At 41.8% G+C, this 18,191-nt stretch carries 19 protein-coding genes; 18 read left to right on the plus strand and 1 reads right to left on the minus strand.

The features are described 5' to 3' along the window. Positions 1 to 126 precede the first annotated feature (126 nt). Positions 127 to 756, plus strand: a complete 630-nt coding sequence (upp, locus tag CFK37_RS07840) for a uracil phosphoribosyltransferase (protein WP_089061338.1) — start codon at positions 127 to 129, stop codon at positions 754 to 756. 20 nt (positions 757 to 776) lie between these two features. Next, positions 777 to 1,889: a non-hydrolyzing UDP-N-acetylglucosamine 2-epimerase gene (gene wecB, locus CFK37_RS07845; protein WP_089061339.1), complete on the plus strand. Its 1,113-nt coding sequence runs from the start codon at positions 777 to 779 to the stop codon at positions 1,887 to 1,889. A 20-nt stretch (positions 1,890 to 1,909) separates the two neighbouring features. On the opposite strand, the gene CFK37_RS19890 is transcribed toward wecB, so the two are convergent. Further along, on the minus strand, positions 1,910 to 2,266 hold the full coding sequence (locus CFK37_RS19890) for a hypothetical protein (protein WP_157724810.1): 357 nt from the start codon (positions 2,264 to 2,266) through the stop codon (positions 1,910 to 1,912). Between the two features lie 213 nt (positions 2,267 to 2,479). Between CFK37_RS19890 and CFK37_RS07850 the strand changes: the two genes are divergently transcribed. From CFK37_RS07850 to CFK37_RS07930, 16 genes are all read left to right on the plus strand, one after another. Next, on the plus strand, positions 2,480 to 4,654 hold the full coding sequence (locus CFK37_RS07850; RefSeq protein WP_089061340.1) for a S8 family serine peptidase: 2,175 nt from the start codon (positions 2,480 to 2,482) through the stop codon (positions 4,652 to 4,654). A 517-nt stretch (positions 4,655 to 5,171) separates the two neighbouring features. Further along, positions 5,172 to 5,540: an ATP synthase subunit I gene (locus CFK37_RS07860; RefSeq protein ID WP_089061342.1), complete on the plus strand. Its 369-nt coding sequence runs from the start codon at positions 5,172 to 5,174 to the stop codon at positions 5,538 to 5,540. Positions 5,541 to 5,563: 23 nt separating this feature from the next. Next, positions 5,564 to 6,286: a F0F1 ATP synthase subunit A gene (gene atpB / locus CFK37_RS07865; RefSeq protein ID WP_089061343.1), complete on the plus strand. Its 723-nt coding sequence runs from the start codon at positions 5,564 to 5,566 to the stop codon at positions 6,284 to 6,286. Between the two features lie 94 nt (positions 6,287 to 6,380). Next, on the plus strand, positions 6,381 to 6,587 hold the full coding sequence (atpE, locus tag CFK37_RS07870; protein WP_089061344.1) for a F0F1 ATP synthase subunit C: 207 nt from the start codon (positions 6,381 to 6,383) through the stop codon (positions 6,585 to 6,587). 172 nt (positions 6,588 to 6,759) lie between these two features. Then, complete coding sequence (gene atpF / locus CFK37_RS07875; protein WP_089061345.1) at positions 6,760 to 7,284, plus strand: F0F1 ATP synthase subunit B; 525 nt, start codon at positions 6,760 to 6,762, stop codon at positions 7,282 to 7,284. Beyond that, positions 7,281 to 7,826 carry a F0F1 ATP synthase subunit delta gene (locus tag CFK37_RS07880; protein WP_089061346.1) on the plus strand — a complete coding sequence of 182 codons (546 nt, stop codon included), beginning with the start codon at positions 7,281 to 7,283 and terminating at the stop codon, positions 7,824 to 7,826. The genes atpF and CFK37_RS07880 overlap by 4 nt, the downstream gene beginning before the upstream one ends. An 18-nt stretch (positions 7,827 to 7,844) precedes the next feature. After that, entirely contained in the window at positions 7,845 to 9,353 is a 1,509-nt protein-coding gene (atpA, locus tag CFK37_RS07885; RefSeq protein WP_089061347.1) for a F0F1 ATP synthase subunit alpha, read from the plus strand. 143 nt (positions 9,354 to 9,496) lie between these two features. Continuing rightward, the gene (gene atpG / locus CFK37_RS07890; protein ID WP_089061348.1) at positions 9,497 to 10,357 is read left to right on the plus strand and encodes an ATP synthase F1 subunit gamma; all 861 of its coding nucleotides are present in this window, start codon (positions 9,497 to 9,499) and stop codon (positions 10,355 to 10,357) included. Between the two features lie 39 nt (positions 10,358 to 10,396). Beyond that, complete coding sequence (gene atpD, locus CFK37_RS07895) at positions 10,397 to 11,809, plus strand: F0F1 ATP synthase subunit beta (RefSeq protein ID WP_089061349.1); 1,413 nt, start codon at positions 10,397 to 10,399, stop codon at positions 11,807 to 11,809. A gap of 124 nt (positions 11,810 to 11,933) precedes the next feature. Next, positions 11,934 to 12,329, plus strand: coding sequence for a F0F1 ATP synthase subunit epsilon (locus CFK37_RS07900; RefSeq protein WP_089061350.1), 396 nt, complete (start codon positions 11,934 to 11,936; stop codon positions 12,327 to 12,329). 57 nt (positions 12,330 to 12,386) lie between these two features. Next, the gene (locus CFK37_RS07905) at positions 12,387 to 12,581 is read left to right on the plus strand and encodes a hypothetical protein (RefSeq protein ID WP_089061351.1); all 195 of its coding nucleotides are present in this window, start codon (positions 12,387 to 12,389) and stop codon (positions 12,579 to 12,581) included. A 302-nt stretch (positions 12,582 to 12,883) separates the two neighbouring features. Beyond that, positions 12,884 to 13,123, plus strand: coding sequence for a DUF1146 family protein (locus tag CFK37_RS07910; RefSeq protein WP_089061352.1), 240 nt, complete (start codon positions 12,884 to 12,886; stop codon positions 13,121 to 13,123). 66 nt (positions 13,124 to 13,189) lie between these two features. Further along, positions 13,190 to 13,909 (plus strand): YwmB family TATA-box binding protein, encoded by a 720-nt coding sequence (locus CFK37_RS07915; RefSeq protein ID WP_089061353.1) that lies wholly within the window; start codon positions 13,190 to 13,192, stop codon positions 13,907 to 13,909. Positions 13,910 to 13,942: 33 nt separating this feature from the next. Further along, complete coding sequence (murA, locus tag CFK37_RS07920) at positions 13,943 to 15,268, plus strand: UDP-N-acetylglucosamine 1-carboxyvinyltransferase (protein WP_089061354.1); 1,326 nt, start codon at positions 13,943 to 13,945, stop codon at positions 15,266 to 15,268. A 539-nt stretch (positions 15,269 to 15,807) separates the two neighbouring features. Further along, positions 15,808 to 16,728 carry a S66 peptidase family protein gene (locus CFK37_RS07925; RefSeq protein ID WP_089061355.1) on the plus strand — a complete coding sequence of 307 codons (921 nt, stop codon included), beginning with the start codon at positions 15,808 to 15,810 and terminating at the stop codon, positions 16,726 to 16,728. Between the two features lie 407 nt (positions 16,729 to 17,135). Beyond that, positions 17,136 to 18,071: a C40 family peptidase gene (locus tag CFK37_RS07930; protein ID WP_089061356.1), complete on the plus strand. Its 936-nt coding sequence runs from the start codon at positions 17,136 to 17,138 to the stop codon at positions 18,069 to 18,071. Positions 18,072 to 18,191 lie beyond the last annotated feature (120 nt).

Consider the following 18,191-nt stretch of genomic DNA (forward strand, 5'->3'; position numbering starts at 1 on the left):
GTTCTTGGCGACTAGCCAATATTTTCTAAGAAGCATATGGATTAAAAACCGACCTTTACTTGAAAAGGTGTCGATTTTTCAGTACAATTTGATGGATGCAAGAAATTATTAAGGAGTGATCGGCTAATGGGAAAAGTACTTGTACTTGATCATCCGTTAATTCAACATAAATTAACGTACATACGAGATAAAAATACAGGAACAAAAGAATTCCGCGAGCTTGTTGACGAAGTGGCCATGTTAATGGCATTTGAAATTACCCGCGACCTACCATTGTTGGATAAAACAATTGATACACCCGTAATGGAAGCTAACACAAAGGTACTGGCTGGGAAGAAAATTGGCCTGATTCCAATTCTCCGTGCTGGTCTAGGCATGTTAGATGGAATGTTGAAGTTAATTCCAGCGGCTCGTGTTGGACATGTAGGTCTATACCGCGATCCGGAAACACTAAAAACAGTGGAATACTTTGTTAAGCTTCCTTTAGATATTAACGAACGCGAATTAATCGTTATTGACCCAATGCTCGCTACGGGCGGGTCCGCTTGTGACGCAATCCAGGCATTGAAAAAACGTGGTGCAAAACAAATCCGCTTCATGTGTCTGATTGCCGCACCAGAGGGCGTAGAGAAATTAAAAGAAGAACATCCGGATGTCGATATTTATATTGCAGCGCTCGATGAAAAATTGGACGAGCATGCGTACATCATTCCGGGCCTTGGTGACGCAGGTGATCGCTTGTACGGAACAAAATAATTGATGGAGTGAAGCGTAGAATGGGGAAGCGTATTAAAGTCATGACAATATTTGGAACGAGGCCGGAAGCAATTAAAATGGCTCCGCTTGTTTTAGAATTACAAAAACGCAGTGATGAGTTTGAACCAATCGTAACGGTTACCGCCCAGCACAGGGAGATGCTGGATCAGGTTCTGGATATTTTTGATATCACTCCTGATTATGATTTGGATATTATGAAACAAAAACAAACCTTAGCACAAATTACTACGCGTGCACTTGAAGGTTTAGATGAAGTCATGAAAAAAACGAACCCAGACATCGTGCTTGTCCACGGTGATACAACAACGACTTTCGCGGCATCGCTTGCTGCCTATTATAACCAAATTGCAGTTGGCCACGTAGAAGCCGGTTTACGCACATGGGATAAGTATTCTCCATACCCAGAAGAAATGAATCGCCAGCTGACTGGTGTAATAGCAGATTTGCATTTTTCACCAACAGAGAAATCCAGGCAGAATCTAATTAATGAAAATAAAGCTGCGGACAGCATTTTTATAACAGGAAATACCGCTATCGATGCATTAAAAACTACAGTTGATAAAGCGTATGGCAGTCCGATTTTGGATGAGGTCGGTGGCAAACGCCTGGTACTCATGACCGCACATCGCCGGGAGAACCTTGGAAACAACATGGAGCAAATGTTCCGTGCGATCAAACGTCTGGTTGAGGAGCATGACGATGTACAGGTTATTTATCCTGTTCATTTAAATCCGGTTGTCCAGGAAACCGCTGCAGAAATTTTAGGAAACGATGATCGCATTAAGTTAATCGAGCCACTCGGTGTGGTTGATTTTCATAACTTCGCTTCCCGCGCACATTTAATTTTAACTGACTCCGGTGGTGTGCAGGAAGAAGCACCTTCACTAGGTGTTCCTGTATTGGTTCTTCGTGATACAACAGAACGTCCAGAAGGAATTGATGCCGGAACATTGAAACTGGCAGGCACGGATGAGGATACAATTTTTAACCTCGCCAACGAATTATTATCTGATAAGCAGGCTCATGACAAAATGAGTAAAGCATCCAATCCATACGGCGATGGGAAAGCTTCGATGCGAATAGCTGATGCGATCGCAGGATATTTTAATTAAATGTAACCAAAATGCTGCCATTAAGTGGGCAGTATTTTTTTGTTTGAAAGGATTGTGAGTAGCTGATATATCGGTGTAATGGCCGATAAAAATGAAGAACGGCGGATATATTTTGAGAACGGCCGATAAAACGTCAGGACGGCCGATATAATCTGGAAACGGCAGATAAAAACGGAGAACAGCCGATAAAACGCCAGGACGGCCGATATAATTTGGAAATGGCCGATAAAATCGAAGAATGGCCGATAAAAAGCCAGAACGGCAGATATAATCTGGAAACGGCCGATAAAATCGGAGAATGGCTGATAAAAAGCCAGGACGGCCGATAAATCGTCAGGACCGCAAATATAATCCAAAAACAGCCGATAAAACGCCAAAACAGCAGCTAGCCACCAATCCCGCCGCTAACGCTAACTCCAGCAGGTAATCCCCGGCCAACCGCCCGCAATCAATCTTAAATCTCATGCAAATTTCCTTACTCCAACATGTATGTTTTCCCTGTTTTTCCAAAAGCTATTAGAAAGTCTTGGCTTCTCACCAAACTTTATATCAACTTTACTTTCTTCAAAGTAAAAAAGGGGACGCAACACATGCGACTACTCATCAAACTAGTTCTCATTTTAGCACTGATTCTCACCATGCAGCCATTTCAAGTTCATTCGCAGGAAGATAAAAATGTCGTGTCTGTCATTATAGAAGTGGAGGGTGACCCGGATAAGCGTGAGGAATATTTACATACTTATTTTCCATATGTGGAAGTGGTCGCGACATTTGATAAGCTGTTTAATGGGCTGGCATTAAAATCTTCTCCGCGGAAGCTGAACGAAATGGGTTCGCTTGATTTTGTGAAAGCAGTTCATCCAGTCCGTACTTATAAGGCAACCTCCACTGAAACGAAGAACGTCCCGGTGATCCCAAATAATATTAACAACACAGATTATACGGGAGACGGAGTAAAAGTAGGAGTAATTGACACGGGGATTGATTATAATCATCCGGATTTAGATGTCAATTATGTAGATGGATATGATCTGGTTGATCTTGACGAAGATCCAATGGAAACCCAGCAGGAGCAGGGAATCCCGACAATGCATGGAACGCATGTGGCTGGGATTATCGGGGCTGACGGAGAATTTAAAGGTGTGGCACCGGATGTAGATCTTTACGCTTACCGTGCACTTGGACCAGGGGGGAGCGGGACATCGATCCAAGTAATCGCCGCGATGGAGCAGGCGATTGAGGATGGTGTTGATATTATCAATCTGTCACTGGGCAATACAGTCAATGGTCCTGACTTTCCGACGAGTGTGGCCGTTAACCGAGCCGTTGATCTCGGAGTTGCTGTGGTTATCGCTAATGGTAATGCGGGACCGGCGAATTGGACAGTTGGTTCACCAGCTACCGCATCAAAAGCGTTATCAGTCGGGGCATCAACGTATCCGGAAAAGGTTCCCTACCTCTACGAATCCTTGCAGGACAAAGCCATTCCGCTTCAATCAATGAATGGTGCACCAGCTTGGGACTTTACCAAGGACTATGAAGTGGCGTCAATTGAAGAAGCCAATTTACGCGGAAAAATTGCTGTCGTGGCGCGAGGCAATAAAGTTCCATTTTATGATAAAGCAAAGAAGGCGCAGGAAAAGGGTGCTGAAGCGGTTATTATTTACAATAATGAAAAAGGAAATTTTAATGGCTCAGTCGATAGTCAACAAGATCCAATTGAAATTCCCGTCGCATCTGTCTCAAAGAAAGCAGGACAGTGGCTTATTGGTCAGTTGGAGAAGGGCGACCTATATCTAGAAACAAACTACCAGAAGGTCCCGCGAACAATTGCATCCTTTAGTTCGCGTGGGCCAGTCACGGTAAATTGGGATATCAAACCAGACGTGGTTGCACCAGGAGCAAATATTTTAAGTACCGTCCCCGGGGGATATGCTGTCCTGCAGGGGACCAGTATGGCAGCGCCGCATGTTGCAGGTGCTTTAGCACTGGTAGAAGAAGCGCACCCCGATTGGACAGTGGAGCAGGTGACCAATGCGCTAAAAACAACAGCCCAGCCTTTATATGATCAAAACGGGAAAATAATGGATCCAATTGTACAGGGAATGGGGTTGATTCAACCAAAGGCAGCGATTCAAACAGATACTATTCTCCACGAGCCTTTGCTTTCTTTTGGGAAGGTTGAAGAGCACAAGGAAACGAAAACAGTAGAATTGACCGTAGAAAACACATCAAATCATGCCCAGGATTATTATTTTACTATTCCTAACCAACAGCAGGGCATTAGATGGCATATTCCCCAGCAGTTTTCAGTCAAGGCACATGGCAAAAAATCCGTGCCAATTAAGCTGGACGTGACATCGGACTGGTTGCAGAAGGGAATTCATCAGGGGTACCTGACATTAAACTCCGAGCAGAAATCCTATCAGCTGCCATACCTGTTCCTTAATGAGACGGGAGATTATCAAAAGGCAATGGGACTGGAATTTTCTTTAAAGCCTTTTTCAGATGACACGTATATGTACAGATTATATGTGACAGATGAGGCGGAACATATTTCGGTTGATTTGTACAATCCGGACACCCTAGTTCATGAGCAAACACTATTCGAAATTGATGAGCCAGTCGTCGGAATGAACGAAGGATATTTAGATGAAAAAGATGTAAATGCATCCGGTAATTACCTGGTGCTGGTTACTTTAACCTTAAGCGATGGCACGTACGACAGTTATGTAACGGAATTAACGATGGCCCCCGAAAAATAGTTAATACGTTCACAAAACCGTCACTCATTAGCCATCACTTATCCTTTATACTAATAATAGAGTGTTATGGGGAAGTGTATAATGGTATGCAAATATGCAGACAATACACTTCCTAAATTGTGATAAAATATGCTTATTTTTGGCAGTATGTATTTTATCTCACAAACTAATTGACAACGCTCTATGGCTATTGTACACTTGCGTAGTGTGGGATGATAAGGTTTTCATTATACTGCAATAATTATGTTTTTATGTCGAAAAGACATGATTCAAGAAGGCCATCAATCCGCAAATGTACTGATTTTTCGCACGTATTTGTTAAATTTTTTTTGGCCAATATGTGCTGAAAATGAATCTGATCAGGCAATTGATCAGAGTATCTGGGGAAAATTCTACATTCTGACTGGCAGCATAAAAAGTTGGGATATTTCTCAGATGGAAGGAAACAAGCTCATCACAAAGAACCTACTATTATAAGGTAGAATTCAGAGCTATCATTGACGGGGGCATCTAAATCATGAAGCAATACGAAAATATGATAGCCCGTCAACGCATGTGGATGCTCTACCTTCTCGCATTTTTGGTACTTGGTGCAGGGTTTGCCCCTTATCCTCGTATCTTCCTCGGACTTCTTTTAGGAGCCATAATTAGCTTTTATAATTTGTGGATCTTGCAAAAGAAGATTTACGACTTTGGAGAGGCCGTAGTAAAAAAGCAATCCGCAAGAGGACTAGGCACTGTATCGCGATTCGCTGCCGTCGCACTAGCAGTAGTCATAGCACTCCGTTTCGAAGAATATTTTCACGTAATAGCCGTAATAATCGGTCTAATGACGTCATATATCGTCATTCTGATAGATTTTATGGTGTTCAAATCTAAAGATTAGTGCTTGAGAGAGGGGTGAATAACGTGAATCATACAGCACCGGTAGTAGAAGATGTTTTTGGAATAGCCTGGCTTGATTTTAATTTATCGAATGTCCTAATGATTGCAATTGCTTCGTTAATTGTTTTCATCCTTAGCGTACTGGGAGCAAGGAGCCTTCAAATGAAGCCAACAGGCGTGCAGAACTTCATGGAATGGATCCTGGACTTCGTGAAAGGCATTATAAACGATGCGATGGACTGGAAAACAGGTAAGATTTTCTTGCCGCTTGGATTAACACTAATCACATATATTTTAGTAAGTAATTTAATGGGTGTAGCATTTCTTGCAGTATTTGGTCATGATCTATGGTGGAAATCACCAACATCAGACCCGGGAGTCACACTTTCACTTGCGGCAATGGTTATTCTGCTGACGCATTTCTATGGCATTAAAGTGAAGGGTGCAAAAGAATACGGGAAGGATTTCTTGAAGCCTTTTCCAGTATTTCTACCTATTAAGCTACTTGAAGAATTTGCAAATACCCTAACATTAGGTTTACGACTTTTCGGTAATATATTTGCCGGCGAAGTTCTACTAGGGTTGCTGGCAGGATTAATGGCATCAGGATTCTGGGGATTCCTGGGCGGTGCAATTCCAATGCTGGCTTGGCAGGGATTCAGCCTGTTCATAGGTGGTATCCAGGCATTTATTTTTACTATGTTGACAATGGTTTACATGTCACACAAAGTAAGCAGCGATCATTAAGGTTCAGCAACAATTGTGTATTAACCAGCTTTGATGGCGTGACTGTTAAAGCAGGACAAAAAAATTACAACATTTTCTGAGGAGGATTTATATTATGGGAGTTTTAGCAGCTGCAATTGCAGTAGGACTAGCAGCAGTAGGCGCTGGTATTGGTAACGGTTTGATCGTAGGACGTACAGTTGAGGGGATTGCTCGTCAACCAGAACTTAAGAACCAGCTTCAAACAACAATGTTTATTGGTGTCGGTTTAGTTGAGGCAATGCCGATCATCGCAGTAGTTATCGCATTAATGGTAATGTAATATTACTAAGCGCAAACGCCCGTACCTATGGGCACAAGCTTGGATGTAATTAATGGCGGAGAGAGTATTCCAATAGAATCTTCGCCCTTATTATGTACCCTTTTAATAGAGAAGTTAAACGTTTCATATAAAAAGTATTGCTTAACAAAGTTAGGTGAAAGGAGTGAATTCTGTGCAGGCATTCACTGGGTCTACACTATATGCTGCAATCGGGGGACTTCACGTTGGTGACATGTTAGTCCAACTTGTCTTCTTTATCATATTGCTAATCTTAGTTAAAAAATATGCATGGGGTCCTATCATCGGGATGATGCAAAAGCGTGAAGAATATGTAGCCAATGAAATTGAAATTGCGGAGCAAAATCGTGCGGAAGCAGAACGTGCATCTAAAGAAGCTGCCGAAAAGCTGCGCCAAACGAAAGAAGACGCGCAAAAAATTATTGAAGATGCGAAACACATCGGCGGGAAGCAGGAACAGGAAATCATTGAATCTGCCCGTCAGGAAGCTGAACGCATCAAAATTTCAGCTCAAGAAGAAATTAAAACTGAAAAAGAAAAAGCTATCCAGGCATTACAGGATAAAGTTGCCTCTCTATCTGTTCTAATCGCAAGTAAAGTAATTGAAAAAGAGATTAATGCAGAGGATCAGGAAAAACTGATTGATGAATATATTAAAGAGGTAGGAGAAGAGCGATGAGTGAAGCTGTAGTTGCTAAACGTTATGCAGAGGCTCTTTTTCAACTGGGAACTGAGAAGAAAGCACTGGATCATCTGGAAGAAGAAGCCAGTGTTGTGCAGGAAATATTCGGTCAGAATAAGAAACTTCTTGTTTTCCTAACACATCCACGCGTGGCGAACGAGAAGAAGAAACAATTCTTGACAGACGTTTTTAAAGGACTTTCAGCTGATTTGCTTAACACAATGAAATTACTTGTTGATCGCAATCGAATTGACCTTATGCCAGTAATTGTGAAGGAATTTCTATACCTTACAAATGAAGCAAAAGGAATCTCGGAAGCAACTGTATTTTCAGTGCGGGCATTATCAGACGATGAAATTGAAAAGCTTAGCGGATCATTCGCGAAGCGCTTTGGCAAAAAAGCAATTAAACTTGAGAATAAAGTTGATCCTTCGATTATTGGCGGTATCAAACTTCGCATGGGAAACTCGATTTACGACGGTTCCATTAGCGGGAAACTGAAACGCATCGAACGGAGTATTGTAACTGCAAACAAATGATGATAGGGGTGAAATGGTATGAGCATCAAAGCTGAAGAAATCAGTTCACTGATTAAACAGCAAATCGAAAATTTCGATTCTGATATTGAAGTAAGTGACGTCGGAACCGTTATCGAAATTGGTGATGGTATCGCACGTGCTCACGGTCTTGACGATGTAATGGCCGGCGAGCTGGTTGAATTTTCAAATGGTGTAATGGGATTAGCGCAGAACCTGGAAGAAAGCAATGTCGGTATTGTAATCCTTGGACCATATACAGAAATTAAAGAGGGCGATGAAGTTCGTCGTACCGGTCGTATTATGCAAGTACCTGTTGGAGAGGAATTACTAGGACGTGTTGTTAACCCGCTCGGACAGCCAATTGATGGTAAAGGTCCAGCCGAAACAACAAAAACACGCCCGATTGAAGGACCAGCACCAGGTGTAATGGATCGTAAATCAGTTGATGAACCACTGCAAACCGGTATTAAAGCAATCGACGCAATCGTACCAATCGGACGTGGGCAGCGTGAGTTAATCATCGGTGACCGTCAAACCGGTAAAACAACTGTTGCAGTTGATGCGATTATTAATCAAAAAGATCAGGATATGATTTGTATATATGTAGCAATTGGCCAAAAAGAATCAACTGTGCGCGGAACAGTTGAAACATTTCGACGCTACGGTGCACTAGATTATACAATCGTTGTATCTGCAGGTGCATCTGATCCAGCCCCATTATCTTACCTTGCTCCTTATGCAGGTGTATCAATGGGTGAAGAATTCATGTATAACGGAAAGCACGTATTAATCGTTTATGATGATTTATCAAAACAAGCGGTTGCTTATCGTGAACTTTCTCTATTATTACGTCGTCCACCAGGTCGTGAAGCATTCCCAGGTGACGTATTCTACTTGCATTCACGTCTACTTGAGCGTGCTGCAAAACTTAGTGACGAAAAAGGCGGCGGTTCAATGACTGCATTGCCATTCGTTGAAACACAGGCAGGCGATATCTCAGCATATATCCCAACAAACGTAATCTCGATCACGGATGGACAAATCTTCTTGCAATCAGATTTATTCTTCTCAGGTGTTCGTCCAGCGATTAACGCAGGACTATCGGTATCACGTGTTGGTGGATCTGCACAAATCAAGGCAATGAAAAAAGTTGCCGGTACACTTCGTCTCGACCTTGCATCCTTCCGTGAATTGGAAGCATTCGCACAGTTCGGTTCTGACCTTGATAAAGCAACACAAGCCAAACTGAACCGTGGACAACGAACAGTAGAAGTGCTAAAACAAGGTCTGCATAAGCCATTAGTTGTTGAAAAACAGGTAATGATCATCTATGCACTTACAAAAGGATTCTTGGACGATATTCCGGTAGAGGATATCACACGCTTTGAAAATGACTTCCACTTATGGCTTGATGAAAATGGTAAAGACGTTCTTGCAACTATTCGCGAAACAGGAAAATTACCAGAGGCAGAAGACATGAAGAACACAATCGAAGCATTCAAAAAAACATTTTTACCTAGTAACTAAAGATTGGCATAATTGAGGTTCGGCCGATTAAATGAATCTGGCCGTTAGATACTGCAACGTATCGCTTTAGTTTCCAATCAGCAGGTTATGCAAAATAGATAAACAGTGCAAGCAACCTTTGAATGAAAGGGTGGTGAAAAAGCTTGGCATCACTTAGAGATATTAAAAGTAAGATTGATTCAACGAAAAAAACGAAAAAGATTACCAAAGCGATGCAAATGGTGTCTGCTTCCAAGTTGAATCGTGCTGAACAAAACGCGAAATCTTTTGTACCTTACAGTGAAAAGATACAAGAGGTTGTGTCGAATATAGCACAGAACAATGCTAGTGCGAATCATCCGATGTTAGAAGCCCGGGATGTGAAGAAAACAGGTTATCTTGTGATCACGTCTGACCGTGGTTTGGCAGGGGGCTACAATAGCAGTGTTTTGCGTAAACTCCATCAAACGATTAAAGAGAACCATAAATCAACAGATGAGTATACGATCGTTGTCCTTGGACGGATTGGGTATGAGTTTTGTAAGAAACGTAATATGCCAATCGCAAAACATATTCTTGGTCTAGCCGATCAGCCCGACTTTGCGGAGATTAAGGAAATAGCATATAATACCGTAAACATGTATATCGAAGAAGAAATTGACGAACTCCATTTATTCTATAACCACTTTGTGAGTGTTATTTCACAGGAGGTTACGGTGAAAAAGGCACTTCCATTAACGACAATGGAAAATGCAGGTGGCAGTACCAGTCAATATGAATATGAGCCGGATCAGGAAAAGATTCTGGAAGTTCTTTTACCACAATATGCTGAGAGTTTAATTTACGGTGCGTTACTTGATGGTAAAGCAAGTGAACATGCTGCCAGAATGACAGCAATGCGCAGTGCTTCTGATAATGCCGATGATATTGTCGATGATTTATCATTGAAGTACAACCGTGCACGTCAAGCAGCTATTACACAAGAAATCACAGAAATTATTGGTGGGGCAGCGGCATTAGAATAGCACGCTTGCCAATTGATTAGTTAGTAAGGAGGGAAATCGATGAGCATAGGACACATTACACAAGTTATGGGGCCGGTAATCGACGTTAAGTTCGATGACGGACATCTCCCAGAAATCTATAACGCAGTAACCGTTACGCTTGATGGAAAAAGTGGTTCAGAAGAAAGCTTTCTACTTACTTTAGAGGTTGCACTTCATCTTGGTGACAACTCTGTTCGTACGATCGCAATGCAATCTACTGACGGCGTTAAGCGTGGAATGGACGCTGTAGATTTAGGCAGACCAATTACAGTACCGGTTGGGGAAGAAACGCTTGGCCGTGTATTTAACGTATTAGGTGACAACATCGATCTTGATGAACCAATGGATAAAGGTGTTCGTCGCGATCCAATTCACCGCGAATCACCTAAATTTGAAAACTTAGCTACCGAAACGCAAATTTTAGAAACTGGTATTAAAGTAGTTGACCTGTTAGCGCCTTATATTAAAGGTGGTAAAATCGGTTTGTTTGGTGGAGCCGGTGTAGGTAAAACGGTTTTAATTCAGGAATTAATCAACAACATCGCACAAGAACATGGTGGTATTTCGGTGTTCGCCGGTGTTGGTGAGCGTACACGTGAAGGTAATGACCTTTACTTTGAAATGAGCGATTCAGGGGTTATTAAAAAGACAGCAATGGTATTCGGACAAATGAACGAGCCACCTGGTGCCCGTATGCGTGTAGCATTGACTGGTCTAACAATGGCTGAGTATTTCCGTGATGAACAAGGGCAGGACGTTTTGCTCTTCGTTGACAATATTTTCCGATTCACACAAGCAGGTTCAGAGGTATCAGCATTACTTGGCCGTATGCCATCTGCGGTTGGATATCAACCAACACTTGCAACAGAAATGGGCCAGCTTCAAGAACGTATTACATCAACAGACAAGGGTTCAGTTACATCAATCCAAGCGATTTATGTACCTGCCGATGACTATACTGACCCAGCGCCAGCTACAGTATTTGCGCATTTAGATGCAACAACAAACCTGGATCGTAAACTTTCTGAGCAAGGTATCTACCCAGCAGTGGATCCGTTGGCGTCAACATCTCGTGCGCTTGACCCTGAAGTTGTTGGAAATGACCACTATGAAGTAGCAACTGAGGTTCAGCAAACATTACAGAAATATAAGGAACTTCAGGATATCATTGCAATCTTAGGTATGGATGAGCTTTCTGATGAAGATAAACAGACTGTATCCCGCGCACGTCGAATCCAGTTCTTCCTTTCACAGAACTTCCACGTAGCAGAACAGTTTACAGGACAAAAAGGTTCATACGTTCCTTTAGCCGAAACTGTTAAAGGCTTTAAGGAAATTCTTGATGGAGAACATGATGACCTGCCGGAAGATGCATTCAGGTTAGTAGGTCGCATTGAAGAAGTAATCGAAAAAGCAAAAGAAATGGAATAAAACGACATCATGGTATACATGCTTAACTGATCAGAAAAGAAAGCTTTCTTGATCAGTGGACAAAGACCGGGGAACTCCCTTGAATCTTTGTCCGGCAGAATACCAGTCGCTAGGAGGGGTTACATTGAAAACACTAACTGTGAGTGTTGTTACTCCTGATGGTCCAGTAATGGAAGATAGTTTTGAAATGGTTAGCTGTAAAGCCGAATATGGGGAGCTTGGTATTCTTCCAGGACACATCCCATTGGTTGCTCCATTATCGATCAGTGCTGTGCGGTTAAAGCGCGGAAACGATACGGAACGAATTGCTGTCAGCGGCGGTTTCTTGGAGGTGCGCCCAGATAAGGTTACAATCCTGGCTCAATCTGCGGAACAACCTTCAGATATAGATGTTGAGCGTGCAGAACAATCCAAGACACGCGCGAAACAACGCCTGGAATCCAAACAAAGCGATATCGACTTCCAACGGGCAGAATTAGCACTCAAACGAGCAATGAACCGATTGGACATCACTCGTTAGCATGAAAAGTCTCTCATTTGATGGGAGGCTTTTTATACATTGTAAGGAGGAAAAATCGTGAAATCAGTCAGAACCTTTTTCAGTATCCTGATCATAGTCGGTATCATACTGATGATAGGCAGAATCTTAACCGGAATTCTTCTATATTTCGACATGAGTTTCACCAAATTCTTCACAGACTACAGTCTAATTTCATTTGTTATTCTAATCGTTGGTGTACTTGGTGAATTAACGGTTAGAAATAAAGTCTAATCCATTATATGACAATATTGCCCGGGAAATATCGACATTATTTACAGCATATTTCCCCTAAAAACCTCATACACAAATCGTTGACAATTCCACCGATAAATGGCAAAGTTACTAAAGAAAAGCGGAGGCGACTGTCCAGAAGCGGACGCATAAGCAAGGGACCGAAGAACGCAAGGGTTTAAGCGTTCGAAGTGTCCATTGCTTATGACGGCAGCTTCTAGGAGCCGCAGCCAGACAAGAAAAGCGGAGGCGACGTCCAGAAGCAGACGGTCCTTCTACATAATCAGAATGGAGGTTGTAACATGTTTTCTATCGAACATATCGGACAACTTGCAATAGTAAGTATGCTCTCACATTTAATTTTTATTGCAATAACATGGCGGGTCATGCAATCAATTAATTTTGATCCAATCCTGCGAAAAGGCCGTATAGTTGAATCAAGAATATTCTTGCTGTTTGTAGCAATCGTAATCGGATCTGGAGTAAGTCAATTCTTTCTTGACTTTCTTAAATGGTCACAGAATCTAAAGTATTTGTTTTAAAAAGCTGTATGTAGTTTATCCTTCTTGTTAATACTAGACATATAGATTTAACAAGGGGGACTTATTATGAAGAAAATTGCTATTATACTTATCCTAATCTTATTCATGACTAACCACGTTTCAGCCCATAATAAACCGCTTTCACAGGGGGAAATGATCCAACTAGCCAATTTAACAGCTTCGTCCAAATTAACCATCGACCACTGGCAAGTGACCTTAAAAGAAAACATTCCAAAAGCTAGATTGCAAGATTATATCAACGAATGGAAAAATAGTTATTTAGACACTTATTCCGAGGATGAAAATGTAATAAAATACACATTTAGGAACGTACACAAAAATGAAAATCTTGTCGAAAGTTATATCGTAATCATTCCTAAAAATAGTAGCTATCAATCAGAGCTGATTGCTGTAGTATCTGGTCAAGATTGGAATACAACAACAAAACATAAGTATCAGGAATTACAAAAGTCAATAATTAGACACTATTTCAGTGAAAATGCCACAAAATTTGCTTGTCTGACAACTGCGAGTGATGATACAATTAAAGGTGTTTATCTGATTAATTCGGTTAAAGAAAAGTTACAATTGCAACAAATAACGACACAGACTGACAACGTAGAAAAATCAATGCATAAAAAAATTATCTACGGGTATACACCACTATGGACCCAGAATTTCAATATTTTGGATAAGCCTGTGAATGTAAATATTGCAATTACAAATACTACAAACGGAGAAACAAAATTAACGATAGGAACACCTATCTTGATTACTGAATATTAATATAGAGAAATTGGAACATAAGGAGATTGGATTATGGATAAGATCATCGTACGCGGTGGGAATCAATTAAATGGTACCGTTAAGGTTGAAGGTGCTAAAAATGCTGTCCTTCCTGTTATCGCCGCAAGTATTTTAGCAAGTAAAGGAAAGAGCGTTATTACAGATGTTCCAACGCTCGCAGATGTTTATACGATTAATGAAGTATTGCGTAATATGAATGCTGATGTACAGTTTGATAATAATACAGTAACTGTTGATGCGTCACAACAATTAAAAACGGAGGCTCCGTTTGAATATGTTCGTAAAATGCGTGCGTCTGTATTGGTCTTAGGTCCATTACTTGCACGTTATGGCCATGCAAAGGTTGCTATGCCAGGCGGGTGCGCAATTGGCTCACGTCCAATTGACCTGCACTTAAAAGGCTTCGAGGCAATGGGCGCAGAGGTCCATGTTGGAAATGGTTTTGTCGAGGCAACTGTTGCCGGCCGTCTTAAAGGTGCAAAGATATATCTTGATGTACCAAGTGTTGGTGCAACAGAGAATATCATGATGGCAGCTGCATTGGCAGAAGGAAAAACAGTGCTGGAAAACTGTGCGAAAGAACCTGAAATTGTTGACCTTGCGAATTACTTAAATAAAATGGGTGCTAGAGTTGTTGGTGCAGGTACGGAAACAATCCGTATTGAAGGCGTAGAAGCCCTATATGGTACAGAACATCCAATTATCCCTGATCGGGTAGAAGCTGGGTCATTTATGGTTGCAGCGGCAGTAACAGGCGGAAATGTTTTAATTGAAAATGCAGTAAGTGAACATTTACGTTCAGTAATTTCAAAACTTGAAGAAATGAATGTTGTTGTGGAAGAAGAAGAAAATGGAATTCGGGTTATTGGTCCAGAAGTTCTAAAAGCAACTGATATCAAAACATTGCCACATCCAGGCTTTCCAACTGATATGCAATCACAAATGATGGCACTCATGCTATGCGCGGAAGGTACAAGTGTTATTACGGAAACAGTATTTGAAAATCGATTCATGCATGTAGAGGAATTTCGTCGCATGAATGCTAAAATGAAAATTGAAGGCCGGAGTGTAATTATTGAAGGTCTTACCGATTTACAGGGTGCTGAAGTAGCAGCAACTGACCTAAGGGCTGCAGCAGCATTAATTATTGCCGGTCTTAGAGCAGAAGGGTTTACCCGTGTAACTGAATTAAAGCACCTTGATCGTGGCTATGTTGATTTTGCAGGTAAACTGGCTTCACTTGGCGCTGACATCGAACGTGTCGATGAAAATGGCGATTTAGTTAATTCATATCAACAGCAAACCGATACGAATCAAAGTTCAATGATGGCGAAATAATCTTAAATAACTTATGAAACAGGCAGATGAGGCTAGTATATGCTTCATCTGTTTTTTTGTACTTAAGAAAAAAATAAACAATAATACGCCTAGCCCAGTGCCCTGAGTTTTTCTAATACTTTATTTATCTTTATTGTTGCCAATTTATGAGACAGTTATTCATTTAAAAATAAGTATTTTTATTATAATCTTAATATATAGATTCCTTCTTACATATTTATGAGCATAAAAGAAGAATTATGACACTCCGGGTATATAGTTGGCCGGTCTAAAATAGGAATGATGATAAGAACCATTTTGATTGCGGAATGGCTGATAAAACTCGGGAACGGCGGATAAATCTGAAGAACGGCGGATAAAACTCGGGAATGGCGGATAAATCTGAAGAACGGCGGATAAAACTTGGGAATGGCGGATAAATCTGAAGAACGGCTGATAAAACTCGAGAATGGCGGATAAATCCGAAGAACGGCCGTTATATCCCAAAATCGGCCGATACACTAAAGAAAATAACCAGTCTTAGAAAGGAGGGCAACAGCATGATGAAACCAAACCGGCTTTATCCTGGCGATACTATTGGTGTTATTGCACCAGCTGGACCGCCGAATCTTAAAAATCTGCAACGAGCCATTCCCGTAATGGAAAAAATGGGACTCCATGTCAAGCTTGGATCGAATATAGATAAAGTTCATGGTTATTTAGCGGGGACGGATGAAGAACGGTTAAGTGATTTACATGACATGTTTGCCAATCCGGCAATAAAAGCAATTATTTGTGCGCGGGGTGGTTATGGAACACCGAGAATTGCAGCGGACATCGACTATGACCTGATCCAGTGTAATCCGAAGATTTTTTGGGGCTATAGCGATATTACTTACATACATACAGCGATCCATCATGCTGCCGGGCTGGTAACGTTTCATGGACCGATGCTTGCCTCCGACGTTGGCAAGGACACATTCGATGACTTGTCCTTAAGGCAGTTTGGTCAGCTGTTTCAGCCAACTACCCTGATTTACTCACAGCTTGCTTCGAAATTGGAGGTAATCAGAGACGGCTATGCGACAGGACCGATTGTCGGTGGTAATTTATCCTTAATTGCAAGTGGCATTGGTACTCCTTTTGAAATTAATACAAAAGGAAGGCTGCTGCTGATCGAGGACGTTGGTGAGGAACCATACACTATAGACGGTATGCTGAATCAGCTCAAGCTCGCCGGAAAATTGGCCGACGCAGCCGGTATACTGGTTGGAGATTTTTCGCATGCTGAGCCAACAGGGGATAAGTCTTCCCTAACATTGGAGCAGGTTTTCGATCATTATTTTAGCAAGCTTTCCATTCCAGTCATGGCGGGCTTTAAAATTGGACATTGCCAGCCGCATTTCGCAATTCCATTTGGCACCAATGCAACAATCTCCACCTATGATAAACTAGTAAAAATTGATCCAGGAGTAGAATAATCGGGATAGTTCTCATGGAATAGCGGGACTTTTCGAGACCACTGAAAAAGTTAACTTTAATACTAAATATGTGGATCTATCATCGCATCTTGAATATACCTCGCTTTCCGCGGACGAGTGCCGAGCCTCCTTGCCCCGGCAAGGGGTAGCCGACGTTGCCCGCAAAGGGCGGTTTTAGTCGGGCTTCATTAACTGCCGTCCTCCGGGGTCTCGCCGATCTCTCACTTCCCGCAGGACAAGGAAAGCTTCCCTGAATAAGCATCGCACGAAGAAAAAGTGCTTTTCTTTTTCAAGGAGTCTCGGTATATTCAAGATGCTAAGTAAAGGTGAAAAGCTAAATTGGTTAAATCCACCATTTTTTCAGTAATCTTGGAATTTTCCTAAGATACAAAAGGAGACTGAGCTAAATGATAAACCAAACGCTTGATAAAAATACTGTATGGGTCGTGTCAGTGCAGGTTGCGACTGTTTGGACCTCAAAGGAATCTGCACGGACAATCGATGCACTAGGAATAACGAATCCCACGGATATTGACCGTTGGATAGCGGAATTAACTACGGAACAGAAAACAGCTTTATGTACAGAAAATCGCGTGCAGTCACAACTGCTTTACGGGGAATTTGTGCAAGTTACGGAAGTTGAGGGAGAATGGGCGCATGTCATCATTCCTTCTCAGCCATCAAAAAAAGATCCGCGCGGCTATCCGGGTCTAGTGTCACTTACACAGCTTAAAAGGCTGGATAAAGAGAACTGGAATCAGCCGGAGACAGCAGCAATTAATGCGAAAAAAGCATGGCTTACCGCAACAAACGGTGAGAAGGTCATGGAGCTGAGTTATATGACATGTTTACCTGTTCTAAGAAAACATTCCAACATGGTCGAAGTGCTAACACCGCATGGTCCAATGTTTCTATCCAATCAAGCATTACATATATATGAAACAAGTCAAGGGCTAGAGAAAAAGTCCGGTGATGCCATTGTTGCAGCTGGAGAACCTTTCCTAGATCTCGCCTACTTTTGGGGTGGCATGAGTTCCTTCGGTTATGATTGTTCAGGCTTCAGTTACGCGACACATAAGGCATGCGGCTACCAGATTCCACGGGATGCATCTGATCAGGCACGAGCTGGTAATCATGTAACAAATGAAGATCTTTTGCCAGGAGATCTGTTGTTTTTTGCTTATGAAGAAGGAAAAGGCAGCTTACATCATGTTGGAATTTATTATGGTGAAGGAAAAATGATTCATTCACGTACAAATGGGAAGTCGGTAGAAATTATTCAATTAAAAGGGACAATCTATGAAAAAGAGTTGTGCGGGGCAAGACGTTATTGGGAGGAATGAGCAGGTACAAACATAAGAATACAGGAGCGGCGGAATGGCCGCTCCCTATAGAAAAGCAAACCACCATTTCCTCAAATCCTCTTTTCCAAAATCCACTTTTTTGTTCTATTGGAATCTAAA

Origin of the sequence: Virgibacillus phasianinus (genome assembly GCF_002216775.1) — a bacterium.
GTDB classification, from domain to species: domain Bacteria; phylum Bacillota; class Bacilli; order Bacillales; family Amphibacillaceae; genus Virgibacillus_F; species Virgibacillus_F phasianinus.

What these genes read in the sequence shown, in the direction of transcription:
- upp (WP_089061338.1), top strand. Translation starts at nt 127, where the DNA reads ATGGGAAAAGTACTTGTACTTGATCATCCGTTAATTCAACATAAATTA.
- wecB (WP_089061339.1), top strand. Translation starts at nt 777, where the DNA reads ATGGGGAAGCGTATTAAAGTCATGACAATATTTGGAACGAGGCCGGAA.
- CFK37_RS07850 (WP_089061340.1), top strand. Translation starts at nt 2,480, where the DNA reads ATGCGACTACTCATCAAACTAGTTCTCATTTTAGCACTGATTCTCACC.
- CFK37_RS07860 (WP_089061342.1), top strand. Translation starts at nt 5,172, where the DNA reads ATGAAGCAATACGAAAATATGATAGCCCGTCAACGCATGTGGATGCTC.
- atpE (WP_089061344.1), top strand. Translation starts at nt 6,381, where the DNA reads ATGGGAGTTTTAGCAGCTGCAATTGCAGTAGGACTAGCAGCAGTAGGC.
- CFK37_RS07880 (WP_089061346.1), top strand. Translation starts at nt 7,281, where the DNA reads ATGAGTGAAGCTGTAGTTGCTAAACGTTATGCAGAGGCTCTTTTTCAA.
- atpA (WP_089061347.1), top strand. Translation starts at nt 7,845, where the DNA reads ATGAGCATCAAAGCTGAAGAAATCAGTTCACTGATTAAACAGCAAATC.
- atpD (WP_089061349.1), top strand. Translation starts at nt 10,397, where the DNA reads ATGAGCATAGGACACATTACACAAGTTATGGGGCCGGTAATCGACGTT.
- CFK37_RS07910 (WP_089061352.1), top strand. Translation starts at nt 12,884, where the DNA reads ATGTTTTCTATCGAACATATCGGACAACTTGCAATAGTAAGTATGCTC.
- CFK37_RS07915 (WP_089061353.1), top strand. Translation starts at nt 13,190, where the DNA reads ATGAAGAAAATTGCTATTATACTTATCCTAATCTTATTCATGACTAAC.
- murA (WP_089061354.1), top strand. Translation starts at nt 13,943, where the DNA reads ATGGATAAGATCATCGTACGCGGTGGGAATCAATTAAATGGTACCGTT.
- CFK37_RS07925 (WP_089061355.1), top strand. Translation starts at nt 15,808, where the DNA reads ATGATGAAACCAAACCGGCTTTATCCTGGCGATACTATTGGTGTTATT.
- CFK37_RS07930 (WP_089061356.1), top strand. Translation starts at nt 17,136, where the DNA reads ATGATAAACCAAACGCTTGATAAAAATACTGTATGGGTCGTGTCAGTG.